The 16,874-nt window shown below is 54.8% G+C and carries 20 protein-coding genes; 15 read left to right on the plus strand and 5 right to left on the minus strand.

Going from position 1 to position 16,874, the window contains the following annotated elements; translation table 11 throughout:
- Positions 1 to 28: 28 nt before the first annotated feature.
- Entirely contained in the window at positions 29 to 760 is a 732-nt protein-coding gene (locus DSM117340_RS02015; RefSeq protein ID WP_089888880.1) for a TVP38/TMEM64 family protein, read from the minus strand.
- 313 nt (positions 761 to 1,073) lie between these two features.
- Here DSM117340_RS02015 and rpmH point away from each other — a divergent pair, with 313 nt between their 5' ends.
- The 3 genes from rpmH to yidD all read left to right on the plus strand — a co-directional run bounded on the left by rpmH (position 1,074) and on the right by yidD (position 1,882).
- A complete protein-coding gene (gene rpmH, locus DSM117340_RS02020; protein ID WP_048599009.1) occupies positions 1,074 to 1,208 on the plus strand; it encodes a 50S ribosomal protein L34 in 135 nt (44 codons plus the stop codon).
- Between the two features lie 114 nt (positions 1,209 to 1,322).
- Complete coding sequence (gene rnpA, locus DSM117340_RS02025) at positions 1,323 to 1,664, plus strand: ribonuclease P protein component (RefSeq protein WP_089887453.1); 342 nt, start codon at positions 1,323 to 1,325, stop codon at positions 1,662 to 1,664.
- Positions 1,661 to 1,882, plus strand: a complete 222-nt coding sequence (yidD, locus tag DSM117340_RS02030) for a membrane protein insertion efficiency factor YidD (RefSeq protein ID WP_089887454.1) — start codon at positions 1,661 to 1,663, stop codon at positions 1,880 to 1,882. Before rnpA ends, yidD begins: the two co-directional genes overlap by 4 nt.
- Before the next feature lie 6 nt (positions 1,883 to 1,888).
- On the opposite strand, the gene DSM117340_RS02035 is transcribed toward yidD, so the two are convergent.
- Positions 1,889 to 2,869, minus strand: coding sequence for a DMT family transporter (locus tag DSM117340_RS02035; RefSeq protein ID WP_089887456.1), 981 nt, complete (start codon positions 2,867 to 2,869; stop codon positions 1,889 to 1,891).
- Positions 2,870 to 3,000: 131 nt separating this feature from the next.
- On the opposite strand from DSM117340_RS02035, the gene DSM117340_RS02040 reads away from it, so the two are divergent.
- The 10 genes from DSM117340_RS02040 (at position 3,001) to DSM117340_RS02085 (ending at position 12,302) form a co-directional block, all read left to right on the plus strand.
- On the plus strand, positions 3,001 to 3,939 hold the full coding sequence (locus tag DSM117340_RS02040) for an ABC transporter ATP-binding protein (RefSeq protein ID WP_089887457.1): 939 nt from the start codon (positions 3,001 to 3,003) through the stop codon (positions 3,937 to 3,939).
- Positions 3,936 to 4,697 carry an ABC transporter permease gene (locus tag DSM117340_RS02045; RefSeq protein ID WP_089887459.1) on the plus strand — a complete coding sequence of 254 codons (762 nt, stop codon included), beginning with the start codon at positions 3,936 to 3,938 and terminating at the stop codon, positions 4,695 to 4,697. The genes DSM117340_RS02040 and DSM117340_RS02045 overlap by 4 nt, the downstream gene beginning before the upstream one ends.
- Positions 4,698 to 4,796: 99 nt before the next feature.
- Positions 4,797 to 5,594, plus strand: coding sequence for a S49 family peptidase (locus DSM117340_RS02050; RefSeq protein WP_089888883.1), 798 nt, complete (start codon positions 4,797 to 4,799; stop codon positions 5,592 to 5,594).
- 172 nt (positions 5,595 to 5,766) lie between these two features.
- Complete coding sequence (locus DSM117340_RS02055) at positions 5,767 to 6,732, plus strand: calcium/sodium antiporter (protein WP_089887461.1); 966 nt, start codon at positions 5,767 to 5,769, stop codon at positions 6,730 to 6,732.
- A complete protein-coding gene (locus tag DSM117340_RS02060) occupies positions 6,729 to 7,511 on the plus strand; it encodes an SDR family oxidoreductase (protein WP_089887469.1) in 783 nt (260 codons plus the stop codon). Before DSM117340_RS02055 ends, DSM117340_RS02060 begins: the two co-directional genes overlap by 4 nt.
- 299 nt (positions 7,512 to 7,810) lie before the next feature.
- Positions 7,811 to 9,679 carry an excinuclease ABC subunit UvrC gene (gene uvrC / locus DSM117340_RS02065; RefSeq protein ID WP_089888886.1) on the plus strand — a complete coding sequence of 623 codons (1,869 nt, stop codon included), beginning with the start codon at positions 7,811 to 7,813 and terminating at the stop codon, positions 9,677 to 9,679.
- Positions 9,680 to 9,783: 104 nt separating this feature from the next.
- On the plus strand, positions 9,784 to 10,449 hold the full coding sequence (gene pgsA, locus DSM117340_RS02070) for a CDP-diacylglycerol--glycerol-3-phosphate 3-phosphatidyltransferase (protein ID WP_089887470.1): 666 nt from the start codon (positions 9,784 to 9,786) through the stop codon (positions 10,447 to 10,449).
- A 3-nt stretch (positions 10,450 to 10,452) separates the two neighbouring features.
- On the plus strand, positions 10,453 to 10,698 hold the full coding sequence (moaD, locus tag DSM117340_RS02075; protein ID WP_089887472.1) for a molybdopterin converting factor subunit 1: 246 nt from the start codon (positions 10,453 to 10,455) through the stop codon (positions 10,696 to 10,698).
- Positions 10,699 to 11,148, plus strand: coding sequence for a molybdenum cofactor biosynthesis protein MoaE (locus DSM117340_RS02080; RefSeq protein WP_089887474.1), 450 nt, complete (start codon positions 10,699 to 10,701; stop codon positions 11,146 to 11,148).
- Positions 11,145 to 12,302, plus strand: a complete 1,158-nt coding sequence (locus tag DSM117340_RS02085) for a crosslink repair DNA glycosylase YcaQ family protein (protein WP_089887475.1) — start codon at positions 11,145 to 11,147, stop codon at positions 12,300 to 12,302. Before DSM117340_RS02080 ends, DSM117340_RS02085 begins: the two co-directional genes overlap by 4 nt.
- Here the strand turns inward: DSM117340_RS02085 and DSM117340_RS02090 are convergent.
- From DSM117340_RS02090 to ubiA, 3 genes are read right to left on the minus strand one after another with little or no spacing between them, the layout of a single operon-like run.
- Positions 12,299 to 12,634 (minus strand): hypothetical protein, encoded by a 336-nt coding sequence (locus tag DSM117340_RS02090; protein ID WP_089887477.1) that lies wholly within the window; start codon positions 12,632 to 12,634, stop codon positions 12,299 to 12,301. The two genes, DSM117340_RS02085 and DSM117340_RS02090, sit on opposite strands and share 4 nt — an antisense overlap.
- Entirely contained in the window at positions 12,631 to 14,550 is a 1,920-nt protein-coding gene (locus DSM117340_RS02095) for an OmpA family protein (RefSeq protein ID WP_089887478.1), read from the minus strand. Before DSM117340_RS02095 ends, DSM117340_RS02090 begins: the two co-directional genes overlap by 4 nt.
- 58 nt (positions 14,551 to 14,608) lie before the next feature.
- Positions 14,609 to 15,580, minus strand: a complete 972-nt coding sequence (ubiA, locus tag DSM117340_RS02100; RefSeq protein ID WP_089887480.1) for a 4-hydroxybenzoate octaprenyltransferase — start codon at positions 15,578 to 15,580, stop codon at positions 14,609 to 14,611.
- Positions 15,581 to 15,592: 12 nt separating this feature from the next.
- Here ubiA and DSM117340_RS02105 point away from each other — a divergent pair, with 12 nt between their 5' ends.
- Together DSM117340_RS02105 and DSM117340_RS02110 are read left to right on the plus strand one after the other, a co-directional pair.
- Positions 15,593 to 16,327, plus strand: coding sequence for a 16S rRNA (uracil(1498)-N(3))-methyltransferase (locus tag DSM117340_RS02105; RefSeq protein WP_089888888.1), 735 nt, complete (start codon positions 15,593 to 15,595; stop codon positions 16,325 to 16,327).
- Entirely contained in the window at positions 16,324 to 16,863 is a 540-nt protein-coding gene (locus DSM117340_RS02110) for a hypothetical protein (RefSeq protein ID WP_089887482.1), read from the plus strand. Before DSM117340_RS02105 ends, DSM117340_RS02110 begins: the two co-directional genes overlap by 4 nt.
- Positions 16,864 to 16,874: the final 11 nt, after the last annotated feature.

The following is a 16,874-nucleotide window of genomic DNA, read 5'->3' on the forward strand; positions in this document are numbered from 1 at the left end:
TCCTAAATCAGAGAGCCTTTGAGAAAGCTTAAAGCGTTTTGCCGCCGCGAAGTTTTTTCAGGGCGATGGGCAGCGCTGCAAGAGCGGCAAGGCCCAGAATCGGCCAGAGAATATGAGGCTCAAAAATAATGCCAAGGTTGGGCGTTTCTCCGCGCGCAAAAACCTCACCAAGGCCCGCGCCGACAGACGTGTAGACAACCGCGCCAGGAATGATCCCGAAGAAGGTGCTTATGACAAAGCGCCTCAAAGGCACCTCAAGAAAGGCGGGAAGCAAGTTGGCCACAAAGAAGGGCACGGCGGGGACTAAGCGGATGAGAAACAGCATCGACCATTGGTTTTCATCGATGCCGTCTTTGATGGCTTTGATCTTGCCATCTGATTCTTCGAGCTTTGCGCCCAACCGCTCGCCAAGGCCCCAGCGTGCGGCAAGAAAGATCAGCGTGGCGCCGAGTGTTGCGCCCGTGACGTTAAATAGAGCCCCTGGAAATGTGGAAAAGAGAAATCCGCCTGTTAGGGTGGCTATTGTTGCGCCCGGCAGCGAGAAGCCGACAATCACAACGTATGTCGCAACAAAGGCGGCGACAGTGAGCAGGTAGTGAGAATCACGGAAGGTGAGGAGCGCCTCGCGATTTTCGCGAAGGGCGTCAAAGCTCAGATAGTCTTTCAAGAAGATCGCGCCCAACAGGGCGGCCAACGCGATAGCAGCTAAGGGCAATAGCCGCGCTGCAGATGATTTTTCGATCTCTGTGCCGTTTGACATATCTGCCATTGTTCCAATCCTGCCTTGTGTTGTGTGTCCCCAACCTGCGCAGGTTGAACGCAAAACCCAAGGGGGCTTACTGTTGTCTCACGGGGCCTTGATCAGAGAGGCGCGTTTTCGTGATCTCACAGCGTGTATTCTATGATACTGTAACAAAGCACGGGCCCAGCGGGGGCTTTTTGTTGCAAAATGTGTTAAATCCCTACGCTACGGGTTTGACAGCCCACGACGCGCCCCCTATAGAGCGGGCTTCAAGTATTCACGAGGCATCCGAGCGACTCGCGCGCCTGCCTTATAAATCGGAGACGGAGCGATGAAGCGCACCTACCAACCAAGCAACCTCGTGCGCAAGCGGCGCCATGGTTTTCGCTCACGCATGGCCACAAAAGCCGGCCGTAAAATCCTGAACGCGCGTCGTGCGCGTGGCCGTAAGTCGCTTAGCGCGTAAGTCGGCCTTGCTCCTTTTCGGGGCAACGGATTGCGAAAAAGATATAGAACCGCTTGGGAGTTTCTCAGGCGGTTTTCGCTTGTTCTTCTCTCGATTTGGTAAGAAAAACCCCTGATGGCAGCCTCTATCGAAATATTAAAGAAACGGTCTGAGTTTTTGGCCGCGTCACGCGCGCAAAAGTGCGGCACGAAGGGTATGATGCTTCAGGGACGTGCACGAGGCGATGAGGCTCCGATGCGGGTTGGCTTTACCTGCTCTAAGAAAGTAGGCAACGCCGTCGCGCGTAACCGTGCCAAGCGCCGTCTGCGAGAAGCGGCGCGAGCAGTGCTGCCAGAATTGGGACGCGCGGGATATGATTACGTTTTGATCGGACGTTTTGAGAGCACGGCGAGCCGCGATTTTGAGGCGCTCAAAGGCGATCTGGCCTATGCGCTTGAAAAGGTGCACAGCGCATGACCCCATTGGCTTTTGTTGTTTCGCTGCCTGTACGGTTTTACCGTCTCGTGTTCAGCCCTTGGGTCGGCCACGGCTGTCGCTATCATCCGACCTGCTCTGCCTACGGGATGGAAGCTCTGCGCAAGCATGGCGGCATCAAGGGCACATATCTCATGATCCGTCGTATTCTGCGCTGTCATCCGTGGGGGGGCAGCGGTATCGACAATGTGCCTGACTAGGATGCTTCAATAGCGCCTGTGAACGCGCTTTTTAATCATCGGGCGGCTTTTGATGCGTTCGCGCAGGAAGACGAAAAGCCCTGATCCCATGATGAGCGCGATTCCCGCAAGAACCAGTGGAGCCGGGAATTCAGCCCAGATCACCCAGCCCCAGAAGACCGCCAGTGGGAGGCCAAGATATTCAAAAGGTGCAACTGTGGCCGCGCTGGCAAGTCGATAGGCTTGGCCCAAGGAATAACCGATGATTGCTGAGTTGAGCCCCAAGCCTAGGAAGAGCCAACGGTCTGGACCTTCGGGCCAGACCCACGCCCGCAGAAGGAAGATGATGCTCTCATTGCTTGCGTCTTGGGCAAAGCGGCCATCGCCAGCAACGAGGAAGAACCCGAGCGATACGAGGATGAACATCGCCTGAATATAGACCGCCATTGCGCTTGCTTTGCTGGCAACGCCGAGTTTGCGGGTCATAAGCTGATTGAGCGCATAGGTCAGCGCCGAAAACATTGGTAGAACCAAAATGAGCCAATGCACGTCTGCGGGCGCGCTCTCGCCGCGCCACGCTTGCATCATCAGGATAACACCCCCAAAGCCGACAACAACTGCGCCCATGCGCCATGGGCCTACTTTTTCGCCGAGGATCGGGATCGACAAGAGTGTGATCATTAGCGGAGCGACGAAGAATAGGGCTGTCGCGTCGGCCAAGGGGAGAACCGCAAGTGCTGCGAAATAGCTTAGGTTTGAGACGACAACCAGCCCGCCGCGCAACAGATGTAACCCTGGAGTCTTGGTCTTGAGTATTTGCCAGCCGCCTTCGAGCTGAACCAAGACAAGGCTAAAGCAAATGCCGATGCCCGACCGGATGAAGACCATCTCATGTAGAGGATAGCCGCCAGACAGAAGCTTGATCAGCAGGTCGTTGACGCTGATTGCGAGTATCCCTGCGATTACAAACAAGATACCAGCCGCGGGTCGGTTCAAAGCTTCGGTCATAAACTGTCCTTTTGCTAACCTGTTAACCGAGTGCAGCCGACTGCGCGCGCCAAATTGCGACAAAGATGCTTTCGCGGTTTTACTCGCCTGCTGCGAGGGATAGGGTCGCGACGCGAAGAGGAGGACAAGGCATGGCCATTGTCGAGATTAACGATCTGCAAAAAACATATGACGGCGGGTTTCAGGCGCTTAAGGGTGTCAGTCTCGAAATTGGGGAAGGCGAAATTCTTGCGCTGCTTGGCCCCAATGGCGCGGGCAAGACCACGCTTATTTCTGTTCTTTGCGGCCTTGTCTCTCCAACGGGAGGGCAGGCGCGCATTGGCGGGTATGATATCGTTTCGGACTATAGAAAGGCGCGCCAGCTTGTTGGGCTGGTTCCACAAGAAATTTCGCTTGAGCCTTTCACCAAAGTGATTGACGCGGTGCGCTTCTCGCGCGGGCTTTTTGGCCTCGAACGCGATGAAGCGAAGATTGAGCATATTCTCAAGCAGCTCTCGCTTTGGGACAAGCGCAACAACCGAACGATGCAACTTTCTGGCGGTATGAAACGCCGTGTCCTGATCGCTAAGGCGCTGGCGCATGAACCGCGTGTCCTATTCCTCGATGAGCCGTCAGCGGGTGTGGATGTTGAGCTTAGGCGGGATATGTGGGAGCTCGTTGCCAAGCTGAAAGCTGATGGCGTCACGATCATCCTTACGACGCATTATATCGAAGAGGCTGAGGCCATTGCCGACCGCATTGGTGTCATCAACAAGGGTGCCTTGCTTCTTGTGGAGGATAAAGCTGCGCTGATGGAACGGATGGGGCGCAAAGAGCTGCGTATTTCTCTGCGCGCGCCTGTTGGCGCGGTGCCTGACGCTTTGTCTCGCTATGGGCTTGAGCTTGCGGATGAGGGCGGAACGCTCGTTTATACCTATGATACAAAAGGCGAGGCGACGGGGATTACTGCGCTTTTAGCAGATTTGGCTGCCGCGGGTTTGAAACTTGCTGACCTGAAGACAACCCAGTCGAGCCTTGAGGACATTTTTGTTGGCCTTACCACCGAAACTTCTGGGGAGGATGCAGCATGAATTGGTCTGCTGTTTTCACAATCTATCGCTCCGAAATGATCCGCTTTTTTCGCACGTTTGTGCAGAGCTTTATCTCGCCTGTGATCTCGACCTCGCTCTATTTTGTTGTCTTTGGAACGGCGATCGGTAGCCGCATCCAACAGGTTGAAGGGGTGAGTTATGCGGCCTTTATCGTTCCTGGTCTGATCATGCTTTCGGTTATGACGCAGTCGATTTCGAACGCGAGCTTCGGGATATTTTTCCCCAAGTTTACAGGCACGATATATGAGCTGCTTTCAGCACCGATCAATTTCTTGGAAATTGTGCTGGGCTATGTTGGCGCAGCGGCCACCAAAGCGCTTTTTATCGGGCTTGTGATCCTTGCGACGGCTTCGCTCTTTATCGATCTTCATATTACGCATCCGTTGGCGATGTTGGCATTTCTCATGCTTACTTGCCTGAGCTTTGCGCTTTTTGGCTTCATCATTGGAATCTGGGCGGGGAATTTTGAACAGCTTCAGCTTATCCCGCTCTTGGTGTTGACGCCGCTGATTTTCCTTGGGGGTGCATTTTATTCAATCACGATGTTGCCTGACATCTGGCAGAAGCTTTCGTTGTTTAATCCCGTTGTCTATCTGATCTCCGGTTTCCGTTGGTCCTTCTTCGGCTCTGCTGATGTTTCTATTGGCCTGTCCCTGTTGGCCATTGCTGGCTTTACGGGGGTCTGTCTGCTCGTCATCGGCTGGATCTTCAAGTCGGGCTACAGGCTCAAGCCGTGAACACGTGATGCCGCGGATACTCTTTTTTGATAAAAAACTTTCGAGCCGTACGGGGAGCCTCCCTTGTTTACCTTCCCGCGCGGCTTTACATGGGAAATTATGATATTGAAGTTGCCCTTTCTTAAGAAGCCGCCCCGTGTGGCCGTCATTCGGCTCGCCGGGAGTATTGCCTCTGGTACGCGCGGCAGCTTGTCGGACGAGGCCTTGGCCCCTCTGATCGAGAAAGCCTTTCGCAAGGGCAAGCCTAAGGCGGTTGCACTGATTTTAAATTCACCTGGCGGTTCGCCTGTCCAGTCAGGGCTGATTGCCGCACGCATTCGTCGGTTGGCGGATGAGAAGAAGCTCCCTGTGCATGCCTTCGTTGAAGATGTGGCGGCTTCGGGCGGCTATTGGCTCGCGGCGGCGGCAGACGATATCTGGGCGGATGGCGGCAGTATCATCGGATCTATCGGTGTGATTTCGGCTGGTTTCGGGGCGCAAGAGCTTTTGGAGCGCCAAGGCATTGAACGGCGTGTTTACACGGCAGGCAAATCCAAATCGACGCTGGATCCGTTTCAGAAAGAGAAACCTGAAGATGTGAGGCGCCTCAAGTTGCTTCTTAATGATATGCACGCGCTGTTTATTGAGCATGTTAAAACCCGACGCGCGGGCAAGCTTGATGAAAGTGCCGATCTGTTCACAGGCGAGTTTTGGCTCGCGGGCCGTGCGCTTGAGCTGGGTCTGATTGATGGCATCGGGCACATCGAACCGAAGCTCAAAGAGCTCTATGGCGACAAAGTCCGGATGATCCGATACGGCCGCCGCAAGCCACTTCTGTCACGCTTTGGGGCACAGGTTGTCGGCGACGGGTTGGCAGCGCTAGAGGAGCGTGCAATTTTTGCCCGCTACGGGCTCTGAGCATATGATTTTCAAGATCGTCACCCTATTTCTTGTGTCCATGGGCGTTTTGGCCATGTTTGGCAAATTGAAGGTCCCAGGGGTAAAAGCAATCGCGGATAAACGCTGCCCCAAGTGCAAGCGCTTTCGCATCGGCAAGGGGCCATGCCCCTGCAAGACAAAAGGGTAACGCATGGATTGGCTGCTGGCGGCTCTTGGTCTGGTGATTTTGCTGTTGGCGGGCGACAGCCTTGTAAGAGGCGCGGTCAATCTGGCGCTGCGTATGGGCATCCCTGCCTTGATCGTCTCGCTGACAATCGTGGCTTTCGGGACATCTGCGCCTGAGCTTCTGATTGCCATCAAGGCGGTCTTTGAAGGGGCGCCTGATATCGCTATGGGAAATGTCGTTGGCTCCAATACAGCTAACATACTTATGGTTTTAGGCTTTCCCGCACTTCTAGCTGCGATGCATACCTCCGAATGTGACACTCGCAAAAACTATCTCTACATGATCGCAAGTTCGGTGCTCTTTATAGCGCTGGCGTTTCGCGGGGTATTTGATGCACTCGCGGGGCTTGTATTGCTTGCGGCATTGGCTGCTGTCTTGGCGGACAGCGTTTTACATGCGAGCAGACATCGCCGTGAGACGCGCGCTGCTGCAGCACTTGAAGACGAGGTGCTTGAAGAGCTGGAAGGTGCAGACCCTGAACTCCCTTGGTGGAAGATTGTCGTTTTTCTCGTGCTTGGGCTCGTCGGGTTGCCATTGGGTGCTGATATTCTGGTCAACAGCGCGGTGAATATCGCACGTGAGTTTGGCGTAACCGAGACGGTGATTGGCCTTACGCTTGTTGCGCTGGGAACATCCCTTCCCGAGCTTGCCACAACGGTGATGGCGGCGCTTCGACGTCAGGCAGATGTTGCTCTGGGTAACGTGATTGGCTCCAATATGTTCAACCTGCTAGCGATCATCGGCCTGACTTCGCTTCTTGGCGATATCCCTGTTGACGATCAGTTCCTGCGCTTTGATCTCTGGGTTATGCTGGCCTCATCTCTCCTGCTTGTTCCGTTTGTTTTCTTCAAGCAGGACATTACGCGGATTTGGGGGATTGTGCTGGTGGCGCTTTACGTGAGCTATATTTCTGTTGTGGTGATGGCATGAGCGGCGCGGCTCTCATCACGGGGGGTGCGCAGCGCCTCGGTGCGGCTATGACGCGTTATCTGGCAACGCGCGGCTATGCTGTTGCCATCCATTATAACAGCTCTTCTGGCGAGGCTGACGCACTTGTCGCGGAGCTAAAAGGGCAGGGCGTAAATGCTGTTGCGTTACAAGCGGACCTGCTTGATGAGGCCGCGACTGAGACGCTTGTGACTCGTGCCACTGAGGCGCTTGGACAGCCACTTACCTGTTTGATCAATAACGCATCTATCTTTGAATACGATACGCTGCAAAGCGCGACTCGCGAGAGCTGGGACCGTCACATTGGCTCAAACCTGCGCGCGCCATATGTTCTGACGCAGGCTTTTGCGGCGCAAGCGCCTGCGGCACTCAGAGATGAGCGCGATGAACCTTTGGCGAACTCTTTGATTATCAACATGATTGATCAGCGCGTTCGTAAGCTGACTCCAGAGTTTAGCACCTACACTATTGCCAAGATGGGCCTCTGGGCTCTGACCCAGACGGCGGCACAAGGGCTTGCGCCTGCTGTTCGTGTCAATGCGATTGGGCCGGGTCCGACGATGCAGGGCGCGCGCCAAACCGCCAGTCACTTTGCGCGCCAACGCGAAAATACGGTCCTTGAGCGCGGATCAAATCCGGCAGATATCACAGCAGCACTTGGCTATTTTCTCGATGCTGCCGCTGTCACTGGACAGTTGCTGTGCGTAGATGGCGGCCAACATTTGTCATGGCAAACGCCTGATGTTTTGGGTGTTGAGTGAGTAAATTTGCTGCATGTGCAATGCAAGTTTTGCACGGGGCGAGTAGACTGTTACAAAACGTTTAGAAAAACCTAACGAAACCAAAGAGTTGTAAATTTGCAATAATAATATCATTGTAAATCAACGGCTTATATTTTTGCTTAATTTTTAAGCACTTCAAGCAAGGCCGCTAAAAACAAAGGAAAATTCTACTTAGCCTTTGGTTATACTCAGACTTATCCACAGGAATCGGGGACAGCTTTCCTCTTGCCCCTGACCGGGTAGCATTGCAGCCACAGACGAATCGAGACAGACCCTTGATAGACGAAACCGACGCACAAATTATTCCTTTGGGTCACACGGTGATTGCCGATTATGTGAAGTCCCTCACGGGTGCGCCAGGTGTCTACCGCATGCTCGATGCACAGGCGCGTGTTCTGTACGTTGGTAAGGCGCGCAACTTGAAGGCGAGAGTGTCAAGCTATGCTCGACTGTCTGGCCATTCGGGGCGAATTCTTCGGATGATTTCAGAAACAGCAACAATGATGTTTCTGACGACGAAGACTGAAACCGAGGCGCTGCTGCTTGAACAAAACCTGATCAAACAGCTGAAGCCAAAGTATAACGTCTTGCTACGGGATGATAAAAGCTTTCCCAATATTTTGGTGACCAATCATGCTTTTCCAATGATCAAAAAGCATCGGGGCGCGAAGAAAGAAAAGGGACACTATTATGGCCCCTTCGCGTCAGCGGGGGCGGTGACACGCTCATTGGCTCAGCTTCAGCGTGTTTTTTTGCTGCGCAACTGTTCGGACAGTGAGTTTGAGGGTCGTACACGTCCCTGCCTGCAATATCAGATCAAGCGCTGTGCAGGCCCCTGCGTGGGCAAGGTCACGGCGGATGAGTACCGCGAGCATGTGCGGGATGCTGAGCGCTATCTTTCAGGGCGCTCGACCGACCTTCAGGAAAAGCTCGCAGCAGATATGCAGGCCGCCTCTGATGAGATGGAGTTTGAAAAGGCTGCGGCGCTGCGCGACCGTATCAAAGCGCTGACACAAGTGCAGAGCACTCAGGGTATCAACCCGCGTGGGACAGCTGAGGCTGATGTGATTGCACTGCATATGGACAAGGGACAAGCCTGTGTGCAGGTCTTCTTTATCCGCGCCAATCAGAATTGGGGTAATCGCGACTTCTACCCTCGGGTCGGGTCTGAGGAGATTGAGGCGTCAGAAGTGCTGGAGGCGTTTATCGGGCAGTTTTACGACGGCAAGGAGCCACCGCGCCTTTTGCTTTTGTCGCATCCTATTGAAAACATTAACCTGATGGCTGAAGCTTTGAGCGAAAAGGCCGAACGCAAAGTGGAAATTCTTCTGCCTAAGCGTGGCGAGAAGGCTGAATTGATCGAGTTTGCTTTGCGCAACGCGCAGCAAAGCCTTGCCCGTAAGAGTGCCGAGACAGCGACGCAAGCCAAGCTACTTAAGGGATTGGCGGAGGCCTTTGACTTGCCAAAGACGCCGCAACGCATCGAAGTATATGACAACTCGCATATCCAAGGCGCGCATGCAGTCGGTGGTATGATCGTGGCCGGTCCAGATGGATTTATGAAAAACCACTATCGAAAATTCAACATCAAGGGCGATGACCTGACACCTGGGGACGACTTCGGGATGATGAAAGAAGTCTTGGAGCGGCGTTTCAAACGGCTGATTAAGGAGGACCCGCTTAAGAAAGAGGGCCTCTGGCCTGATCTTCTCTTGATTGACGGGGGTATTGGACAAGTTTCTGCAGTGCGCGCCATCATGGACAAAATGGGTGTCTCAGATATCCCAATGGTTGGTGTTGCCAAAGGGGTCGACCGCGACGCAGGCAAAGAAGAGTTTTATCGTACGGGTAAGCCGCCATTTGCGCTTCGGCACAATGATCCTGTGCTCTACTTCATTCAGAGGATGCGCGACGAGGCGCACCGGTTCGCCATCGGCACACACCGTGCCAAGCGGTCCAAGGCAATCAGCGCGACTCCTCTGGATGATGTGCCTGGTATCGGGGCAACGCGCAAACGCGCCTTGCTGACGCATTTCGGGAGTGCCAAAGCTGTCAGCCGTGCTGCTCTGGCCGATTTGAAAGCTGTTGATGGGATATCGGATACGATCGCAGAAACAATCTATGACTACTTCCATGAAAAGGGCTAACGCAGATCGCGTCCTAGGGTGGTGAATTTTGCCGTGCGGTCTGAGCTTGCGATTGCTATTGAAGCTTTTCCCCCGCGCTTAAACGGGCTAAAAGGCTGGGTATTATGATTTGGAATGTTCCTAATATTTTGACGGTCTTGCGTCTGCTCGCTGCACCAGCGGTTGCGGTGATGTTTCTTTATTTTACAAGACCCTATGCGGACTGGTTCGCACTCATTCTCTTTGTGACGGCGGCTGTGACCGATTGGTTTGATGGCTATCTTGCGCGCACATGGAAACAGGAAACCAAGCTAGGTGCGATGCTCGACCCGATCGCGGATAAGGCGATGGTCGTCATCGCTTTGATGATCCTTGTGGGCTACTCGGATACAAGCTGGACGCCCTGGCTTGTGCTGCCCGCCACATTTATTCTCTTCCGCGAAGTCTTTGTTTCGGGGTTGCGCGAATTTCTCGGTGATACGGCTGGCACCCTTAAAGTGACTAAGCTTGCAAAGTGGAAAACCACATTGCAGATGGTCGCGATCGCCGTGCTGTTCTCTCGTGGCGTGTTTGAACATTATCTTGTGATGTCGGCTTGGGGTATGGATGAGGCGCTCTTTGACGCTGTTATGGCGGGCGAGGAGGACGATCTTCTGGGGCTTCGCTGGAAGGCGCAAGGCATGCATCTGGCAGGTCAGATCGGTATCGCTTTGCTCTGGCTGGCGGCCATTTTGACGATGATCACAGGCTGGGATTATTTCCGTAAGGCGCTGCCGTATCTGAAGGATTGAACTATGGATGTGCTTTACTTTGCTTGGGTGCGCGAACGTATTGGCCTACCGCGAGAGCAGGTTGACACGGAGGCTGCTACAGTCGCTGATCTTGTTGCTGAGCTTTGCGCGCGCGAAGAGCGTTATGCAGCGGCCTTTGCTGATCTGACAGCGCTCCGAGTTGCGGTTGACCAGGAGTTATCAGACTTTGGAGCCTCGCTGAAAGGCGTGCGCGAAGTTGCCTTTTTTCCGCCAATGACGGGTGGGTAAATGGACATTCGTGTTCAAGACACCGTGTTTGATCTGGGTGTTGAGGCGCAAGCCTTTGCCGACAGAACATCCGCATCGGGAGCCGTTGTCACCTTTACAGGGATTGTGCGGAACAATGCCGAGGGTACGCTCGATTATATGGATATCGAACATTACCCTGGGATGACGGAAGCGGCGCTGCGGCAGATCGCTGAGGAAGCTCATGCCAAATGGTCGCTTGAAGACGCTTTGATCATCCATCGTGTTGGTAAGATGCGGGCAGGTGAGATGATCATGATGGTGGCAACGGCATCCCGTCATCGTAAAGATGCTTTTGAAGCCGCTGAATTTTTGATGGATTTTCTTAAGTCACGCGCACCCTTTTGGAAGAAAGAAGTCTCTCGAGAAGGCGCTGATTGGGTTGCCGCGCGCGACGAAGACGAGACTGCGCTGGCCCGCTGGCAGACATGAGTGATGTCCACCTAAGCAACGGCGCGGCGCGCAGGCTTTGGTTGGAGAGACACGGTCTTTTTTATTCGCCTACGGGGCCGCTGGATGTGCCACAGATTGGACATGCACTTGGGTTTGTCCAGCTTGACTCGATCCGGCATGTCGAGCGCGCCCATGATCATATTCTCTGGTCACGAAATCAATCGTATCGTGCAGGCGGACTAGACAAACATCTTCAAGAGCGAGACTTTTTCGAGCATTTCACTCATGATGCGAGCCTTATCCCGATGCAGTTTCTGCCGATGTGGCAGCGTCAGTTTCAGCGCCATGCAGAGAAAATTGTTCAGGCCGGCTGGTGGAAGAATATGCCTGATGAGGAGGGACGGGCTGCTCTGAAAGCGCGTATTGATCGCGAAGGACCGCTTTCAACAAAAGACTTCGAGAGTGAGGGCCCTCGCCCTAAAGCGATGTGGCATCGTCCTGCGCACAAGCTTGGGCTTGATTATATGTGGTACGCCGGAGAGCTGGCGACATCTTATCGTGAAAAATTTATCAAGTATTACGATCTGGCCGAGCGCATTTTTCCAAAAGATTTGAGGGGCGTTCGCTTGAGCCATGACGAGCAGATCGACTGGCTTTGCCGTGCAGCTCTTGAACGGCTTGGCTTTGCCAGCTTGGGCGAGATCCAACGGTTTTGGGGGGCTTGTAGCGCCACTGAGGTCAAAATATGGCTGAGCAAGCATCAGGGGGCGCTCATGTCGGTTTCTATAGAGCTGGCCGACAAGAGTGTGGCAGAAGGCTGGGCTTTGCCGAGTGTCGAGCAGAGGCTAGCCAAGCTGGGTGCACCGAGCCAGTCCATGCGTCTTCTCAACCCGTTTGATCCTACAATCCGCGACCGCAAGCGGACCGAGCGCTTGTTTGGGTTTTCATATCGCAATGAGATATTCGTTCCCGAAGCACAGCGACAGTGGGGTTATTATGTGTACCCGTTGCTTGAGGGAGAGCGGTTTGTTGGACGTGTGTTGTTGCGGGCTGATCGCAAGGCGGGCAGCTTGCACATCATGCGACTTTGGCCAGAGGATGGCGTGCGTTGGGGCACTGAGCGAGAGCGCAAGTGGCAGGCGGAGTTCAGACGGTTTGCGCGCTTCGCAGGCCTTGAGGCCGTTAGTGCTTAGCCGTTGTTGGCTGCACTAATGCGCTCAACATAGGCGCGCATTTCCTCGGCCTCATGGCGGGCATCACGCAATCCATCCATTGCGGCAGACAATTCTGCTTCCGTCTGGGACAGTTGATTGGTGAGCTCGGCTTCACGCTGCTGAAGATAGGTGATCGCTTGATCGCGTGTTTCTTCGGCTTCATGCAGCTCTTGAGCCATCTTCTCAAGTTCTTCCATGTCTCCGCGCGAAACGCGCGTGAAACGATGTACAAGCCAGTTTACGAACCAGCCCATGCAAAAGGCAATAAAGAGGATGATCGCCGTTGCGATAATGAACTCTGTTCTCGTCATTGATCTTGCCCTTCGCTCGTTGCCGCTTCTTCATCGGCTTGATCTGTGGTGTCTGATGCACCAGTTTGCTCTTCGCTTTCAAGCGTTGTTTCTGTTTCCGCAATGGGTTCTGGGCGTACCAGGGTGATTTCAATACGGCGGTTGGCTTCGCGGCCTTCTTCTGTGTCGTTTGACGCGATGGGCTTGGTCTCGCCATAGCCTTCGGCGGTGAAGCTGCTCGTTGCGACGCGTCTGTCGCGCAGAGCGTTCAATACCGCGAGCGCGCGCGACTTGGACAGCGCTTCGTTCATGGTTTCACGGCCTTGGCTATCCGTATGGCCAGCTATTTCCATTCTCAGTTCTGTACAGTTTCCGAGAACTTCGCTGATTTCATCCAGTGTCCCGAGCGAGGTGGCATCGACTGTATCGCTTCCTGGCTCGAACGTTATTTTGCGCACTTTCAGAATTTCGGCGATTTTGGCTTCACATTCATCTGGTGTGAGCATGCTTGCCACAGGGTCAAGCTTTTCGAGATATGTGACTTCAACCGAAAAACGGGAACCTTCGCCAAGCTTGTCAGACAAAAGCTTGCTGATGTCAGAGCGAGCGCTTTTGCTGCCTGTGTTGCCAGTGACGGTTATGTCTTCAGCCGTCACGCGCGCTGAACCGTTCGAAAGAAGCGAGAGTGCCTCAAGGCCGGAGAGGACCCGCAGTGGCCAATCTCCCGGCAAGGCTTCGTCTGTGCGCGCGCGGTTGCTCACTGTGGCGCTTCCAAACCGAGCTATGGCAAAGCTCTCGGCAGTTTGCGCAACAATTTCGTCGTTCAGTCGCCCGTTGAGTTGCACCAGCCCTTCGGGGCTCAGCGTGGCTACAAATTCCGCAGGGCCTTGGCTGGGATCAGACGGATCGGGCGTGAGCACTGCGTGCAATGCAAAGACATCAGGTAAGCTATTTTCAAGAGCGCCTACAATGCGGTCAAACTCGCGCTGATCTGTTCCGGGCGGCGATATAAGCGTTACATCTGCGTCTGAAAACGTGACGGACCCGCCTTTTAGCTCTGCAATCGCCGCAATTGACATGGCAGCAGCATCGGCCCAGTTGGGCGAAGGCACGCCAAGCCCGATGCGGCAGTCTAGATCGCCTTCAATGCCCGCCTTGCGCGCGGCTCCCACAATTTTTGATCGGCCTTCTTCGGTATGCGCCGAACAGGTGTCAAACCTTGGGCCAGCCTCGTCTTGCAGGAAGCGCAGCGTAAACGGTGTGATGACGGGACGAGGCGAGGAAATATCAAAGCTAACACGCAGTCCAGAGGGAACCTCACGCTTCAGGCGGGCTTCTACTTTGAGTTTGCGCTCTTCGCTCTCAGCCATCGCCGTGATTGTCACACGAAGGGCATCTATCGAAATCTTGGAGCGCGGTAGCGCCTCTAGCGCTTCAAGGCCAAAATCAACGGCGTTGTCCCAGCCATCAGGAATATCATAGTCCGCGCTTTCGAGCAGGTCGGCGATTTCATCATCGTTTGAAATACGGCTAAGGCGCTGAAGGAGATCAGCGCGGTCCGCACCTGTTGGAATGAGGCCAATGAGGGAAACTTCGTCCTCGTTGCGCAAAATTTCTATGGAGAAACGTGGTGCTGCGAGTGCGGCGAGCGCTTCGACGTCCATCTCATCAATTACGCGGGCGGCATCAACGACTGTGCCGGCAGTGCTTATTGCAAGAAAGCGACTGGCTTCTGACGGTGCAGTCCCCGTTAGCACCACTTGTAGCCCGTCTGCATAGACTTCTGCCCATGTGAGAGACTTTGTGTCCAGCGACTGGCGGACGCTGTACTCAGATGTTTCTTCAACAAGGGTCACCGCAAAGCGCGCGGCTATCAGGCTCAACAAAGCGGCACTCGCAAAAGTACCGGCAAGTATAAGTATGGATGATACGCGCATAAGACCTATTTTCAGCGGTTACCCGATCTCTCTTAAGGGGTGAAATCAGGGGTTTCAATCAAACTAAAAGCGCGACGGCGAAAAACAGCAGAGGGATCAAACCAGCATCGCGGTTTGAACGGAAGAGTTTTATCAATTTGGTACTGTCGTCTGGGTCAAAGTTGTTGAGCTGCCAAAGCATGTGCCAGCCCATCACGCAGGCTCCTACAAGGGCAATCACGAGCGCAATCGGACCGCTTGCGCTGCCCAGCATTGCGCCGAGGATGGCAATGCCTAGGAGCGTCACTGTAGCGGCGAGAAAACGCGCGAGCCACATTGGGCTTTGGGTTCCGAAAAGTCGGGCTGTCGACTTGATCCCGATGAGGGCGTCATCTTCAGTGTCTTGGTGGGCATAGATTGTATCGTAGAAAAGGGTCCAGACGATTCCTGCGACATATAGGTAAAGCGCTGGGGCTTCGAGCGCGCCACGGTGAGCTGTCCACGCGAGCAGTGCTCCCCAGTTGAACGCGAGGCCCAAGAACACCTGTGGCCACCATGTGAAACGCTTGGCGAAGGGGTAAATGGCGACGGGGACGAGGGCCAGAACACCAAGGAAAACCGCAGCTGTGTTGAATGTCAGCAGGATGCCAAACGCGATCAGCGCTTGGAAACACATCCAAACAGCGGCTTGGCGAGCGGTCACCTGACCAGACGGGATGGGCCGTGAACGGGTACGCTCCACGGCGCCGTCAAAGTCGCGGTCCGTTATGTCGTTCCATGTGCAGCCAGCGCCGCGCATGAGAAATGCACCCGCGGCACATGCGACGAAGATCCAAAGGTCATGCCATGTGACGACGCGGTCATGGAGCATGGCGAGCAGCAAGCCCCACCAGCAGGGAATCAGCAAAAGCCAAGTGCCAATGGGCCTGTCCGCGCGGGACAGGCGCAAGTAGGGCCGCGTGCGAAGTGGCGCATAGCTGTCGACCCAGTTTCCTTTGACGGCGTCCGAAACCTGTCCGTTCTGCTCTGGCGTATTCTTGTCGCTGCTCATATGTTTTGGCCTATGACAGATGTGAAGATCAGATTGTTTGTAGATCACCCGCTGGGGGCGGGGCAATCGCTGGCTTTGGATAAAGCGCAGTCGCACTATCTTTTTGGCGTGATGCGCCAGCAGGTTGGGGCGAAGATTGCTGTGTTCAATGGCTGTGATGGTGAGTGGCTGGCCGAGGTCAGTGAGGCAAGCAAACGGGGCGGTGTTTTGCTCTGCAAGGCGCAGCGGGGGCCACAGGTCAATCCGCCTGATCTTTGGCTTCTCTTCGCGCCGATCAAGAAGACGCGCACGGACTTTATTGTCGAGAAAGCTGCCGAGATGGGCGCTGCCCGGATTATGCCTGTGCAGACTGACTTTACCAATGCGGAGCGGATCAGGCAGGACCGTTTGCAAGCACATGCGCTTGAAGCAGCAGAGCAGTGTGGCGGCACATTTGTGCCTGAAGTGACTGACTTAACCAAGCTTTCAGCGCTCCTTGATGCATGGCCCACAGAGCGCAAGCTGATGTTTTGCGATGAGGCTATTGCAGGGCAAGCGGGGGCACAGGAAACATTGGAGTCGGCAGGAGCCGGGCCTTGGGCTGTGTTGATTGGGCCAGAGGGGGGCTTCTCTCAGTCTGAACGCGCACGACTGCATTCTGCCGAGTTTGCCCATCCTGTGAGCCTCGGGCCACGGATATTGCGGGCCGATACGGCTGCGGTTGCTGCGCTCACGGTCTGGCAGCAGGCCTTGGGGGATTGGGCATGAGCTTTATCAGGCCTGAGGCCGCAAAATTCCTGAGTAAATACAAAGAAGTATTGCTTGCGGGGGCGGTCTTTGGGCTTGGGGCGTATTGGGCGATTTTCTCTTTTGGGCTTCTGCCATGGCTTGGCTATATCGTCATGGGTGTGTCGGGGTTGTTGCTTTTTTCCTTTTTACAACGAGCGTGGTTTGCCCGTGGGGATGGCGGGCGCGGCTTTGTCGAGGTGGACGAGGGCCAAATAAGCTATTTCGCGCCCGACAGTGGTGGGATGATTGCGGTGCGTGAGCTGTCTGAACTGAGCTATGATGCGCGCCCAAACCCGCCTGTCTGGACCCTGAGCCAAGCTGGGCTGCCTGATCTTGTTATCCCTGTAAACGCAAAGGGCGCTGCACAGCTTTTTGACGCTTTTGCAGCGCTTCCTGGTCTTTCGGCGGATCGACTTCTGACCGCACAACGCGGCGCGAAGGATCACGCACGCGTCATTTGGCGAAAAGATGCGCTGCTGCGCATTGACACCCCGCGTCCACGGCTGCACTCCTAACGCCTCACGCG

This window comes from Lentibacter algarum (assembly GCF_040580765.1).
In the GTDB taxonomy this organism is placed as follows: Bacteria; Pseudomonadota; Alphaproteobacteria; order Rhodobacterales; family Rhodobacteraceae; genus Lentibacter; species Lentibacter algarum.

Excerpts from the sequence above, each read along its gene's own strand:
- DSM117340_RS02015 (WP_089888880.1), bottom strand. The coding sequence starts at position 760 with ATGTCAAACGGCACAGAGATCGAAAAATCATCTGCAGCGCGGCTATTG.
- rpmH (WP_048599009.1), top strand. The coding sequence starts at position 1,074 with ATGAAGCGCACCTACCAACCAAGCAACCTCGTGCGCAAGCGGCGCCAT.
- rnpA (WP_089887453.1), top strand. The coding sequence starts at position 1,323 with ATGGCAGCCTCTATCGAAATATTAAAGAAACGGTCTGAGTTTTTGGCC.
- yidD (WP_089887454.1), top strand. The coding sequence starts at position 1,661 with ATGACCCCATTGGCTTTTGTTGTTTCGCTGCCTGTACGGTTTTACCGT.
- DSM117340_RS02035 (WP_089887456.1), bottom strand. The coding sequence starts at position 2,869 with ATGACCGAAGCTTTGAACCGACCCGCGGCTGGTATCTTGTTTGTAATC.
- DSM117340_RS02040 (WP_089887457.1), top strand. The coding sequence starts at position 3,001 with ATGGCCATTGTCGAGATTAACGATCTGCAAAAAACATATGACGGCGGG.
- DSM117340_RS02045 (WP_089887459.1), top strand. The coding sequence starts at position 3,936 with ATGAATTGGTCTGCTGTTTTCACAATCTATCGCTCCGAAATGATCCGC.
- DSM117340_RS02050 (WP_089888883.1), top strand. The coding sequence starts at position 4,797 with ATGATATTGAAGTTGCCCTTTCTTAAGAAGCCGCCCCGTGTGGCCGTC.
- DSM117340_RS02055 (WP_089887461.1), top strand. The coding sequence starts at position 5,767 with ATGGATTGGCTGCTGGCGGCTCTTGGTCTGGTGATTTTGCTGTTGGCG.
- DSM117340_RS02060 (WP_089887469.1), top strand. The coding sequence starts at position 6,729 with ATGAGCGGCGCGGCTCTCATCACGGGGGGTGCGCAGCGCCTCGGTGCG.
- pgsA (WP_089887470.1), top strand. The coding sequence starts at position 9,784 with ATGATTTGGAATGTTCCTAATATTTTGACGGTCTTGCGTCTGCTCGCT.
- moaD (WP_089887472.1), top strand. The coding sequence starts at position 10,453 with ATGGATGTGCTTTACTTTGCTTGGGTGCGCGAACGTATTGGCCTACCG.
- DSM117340_RS02080 (WP_089887474.1), top strand. The coding sequence starts at position 10,699 with ATGGACATTCGTGTTCAAGACACCGTGTTTGATCTGGGTGTTGAGGCG.
- DSM117340_RS02085 (WP_089887475.1), top strand. The coding sequence starts at position 11,145 with ATGAGTGATGTCCACCTAAGCAACGGCGCGGCGCGCAGGCTTTGGTTG.
- DSM117340_RS02090 (WP_089887477.1), bottom strand. The coding sequence starts at position 12,634 with ATGACGAGAACAGAGTTCATTATCGCAACGGCGATCATCCTCTTTATT.
- DSM117340_RS02095 (WP_089887478.1), bottom strand. The coding sequence starts at position 14,550 with ATGCGCGTATCATCCATACTTATACTTGCCGGTACTTTTGCGAGTGCC.
- ubiA (WP_089887480.1), bottom strand. The coding sequence starts at position 15,580 with ATGAGCAGCGACAAGAATACGCCAGAGCAGAACGGACAGGTTTCGGAC.
- DSM117340_RS02105 (WP_089888888.1), top strand. The coding sequence starts at position 15,593 with ATGACAGATGTGAAGATCAGATTGTTTGTAGATCACCCGCTGGGGGCG.
- DSM117340_RS02110 (WP_089887482.1), top strand. The coding sequence starts at position 16,324 with ATGAGCTTTATCAGGCCTGAGGCCGCAAAATTCCTGAGTAAATACAAA.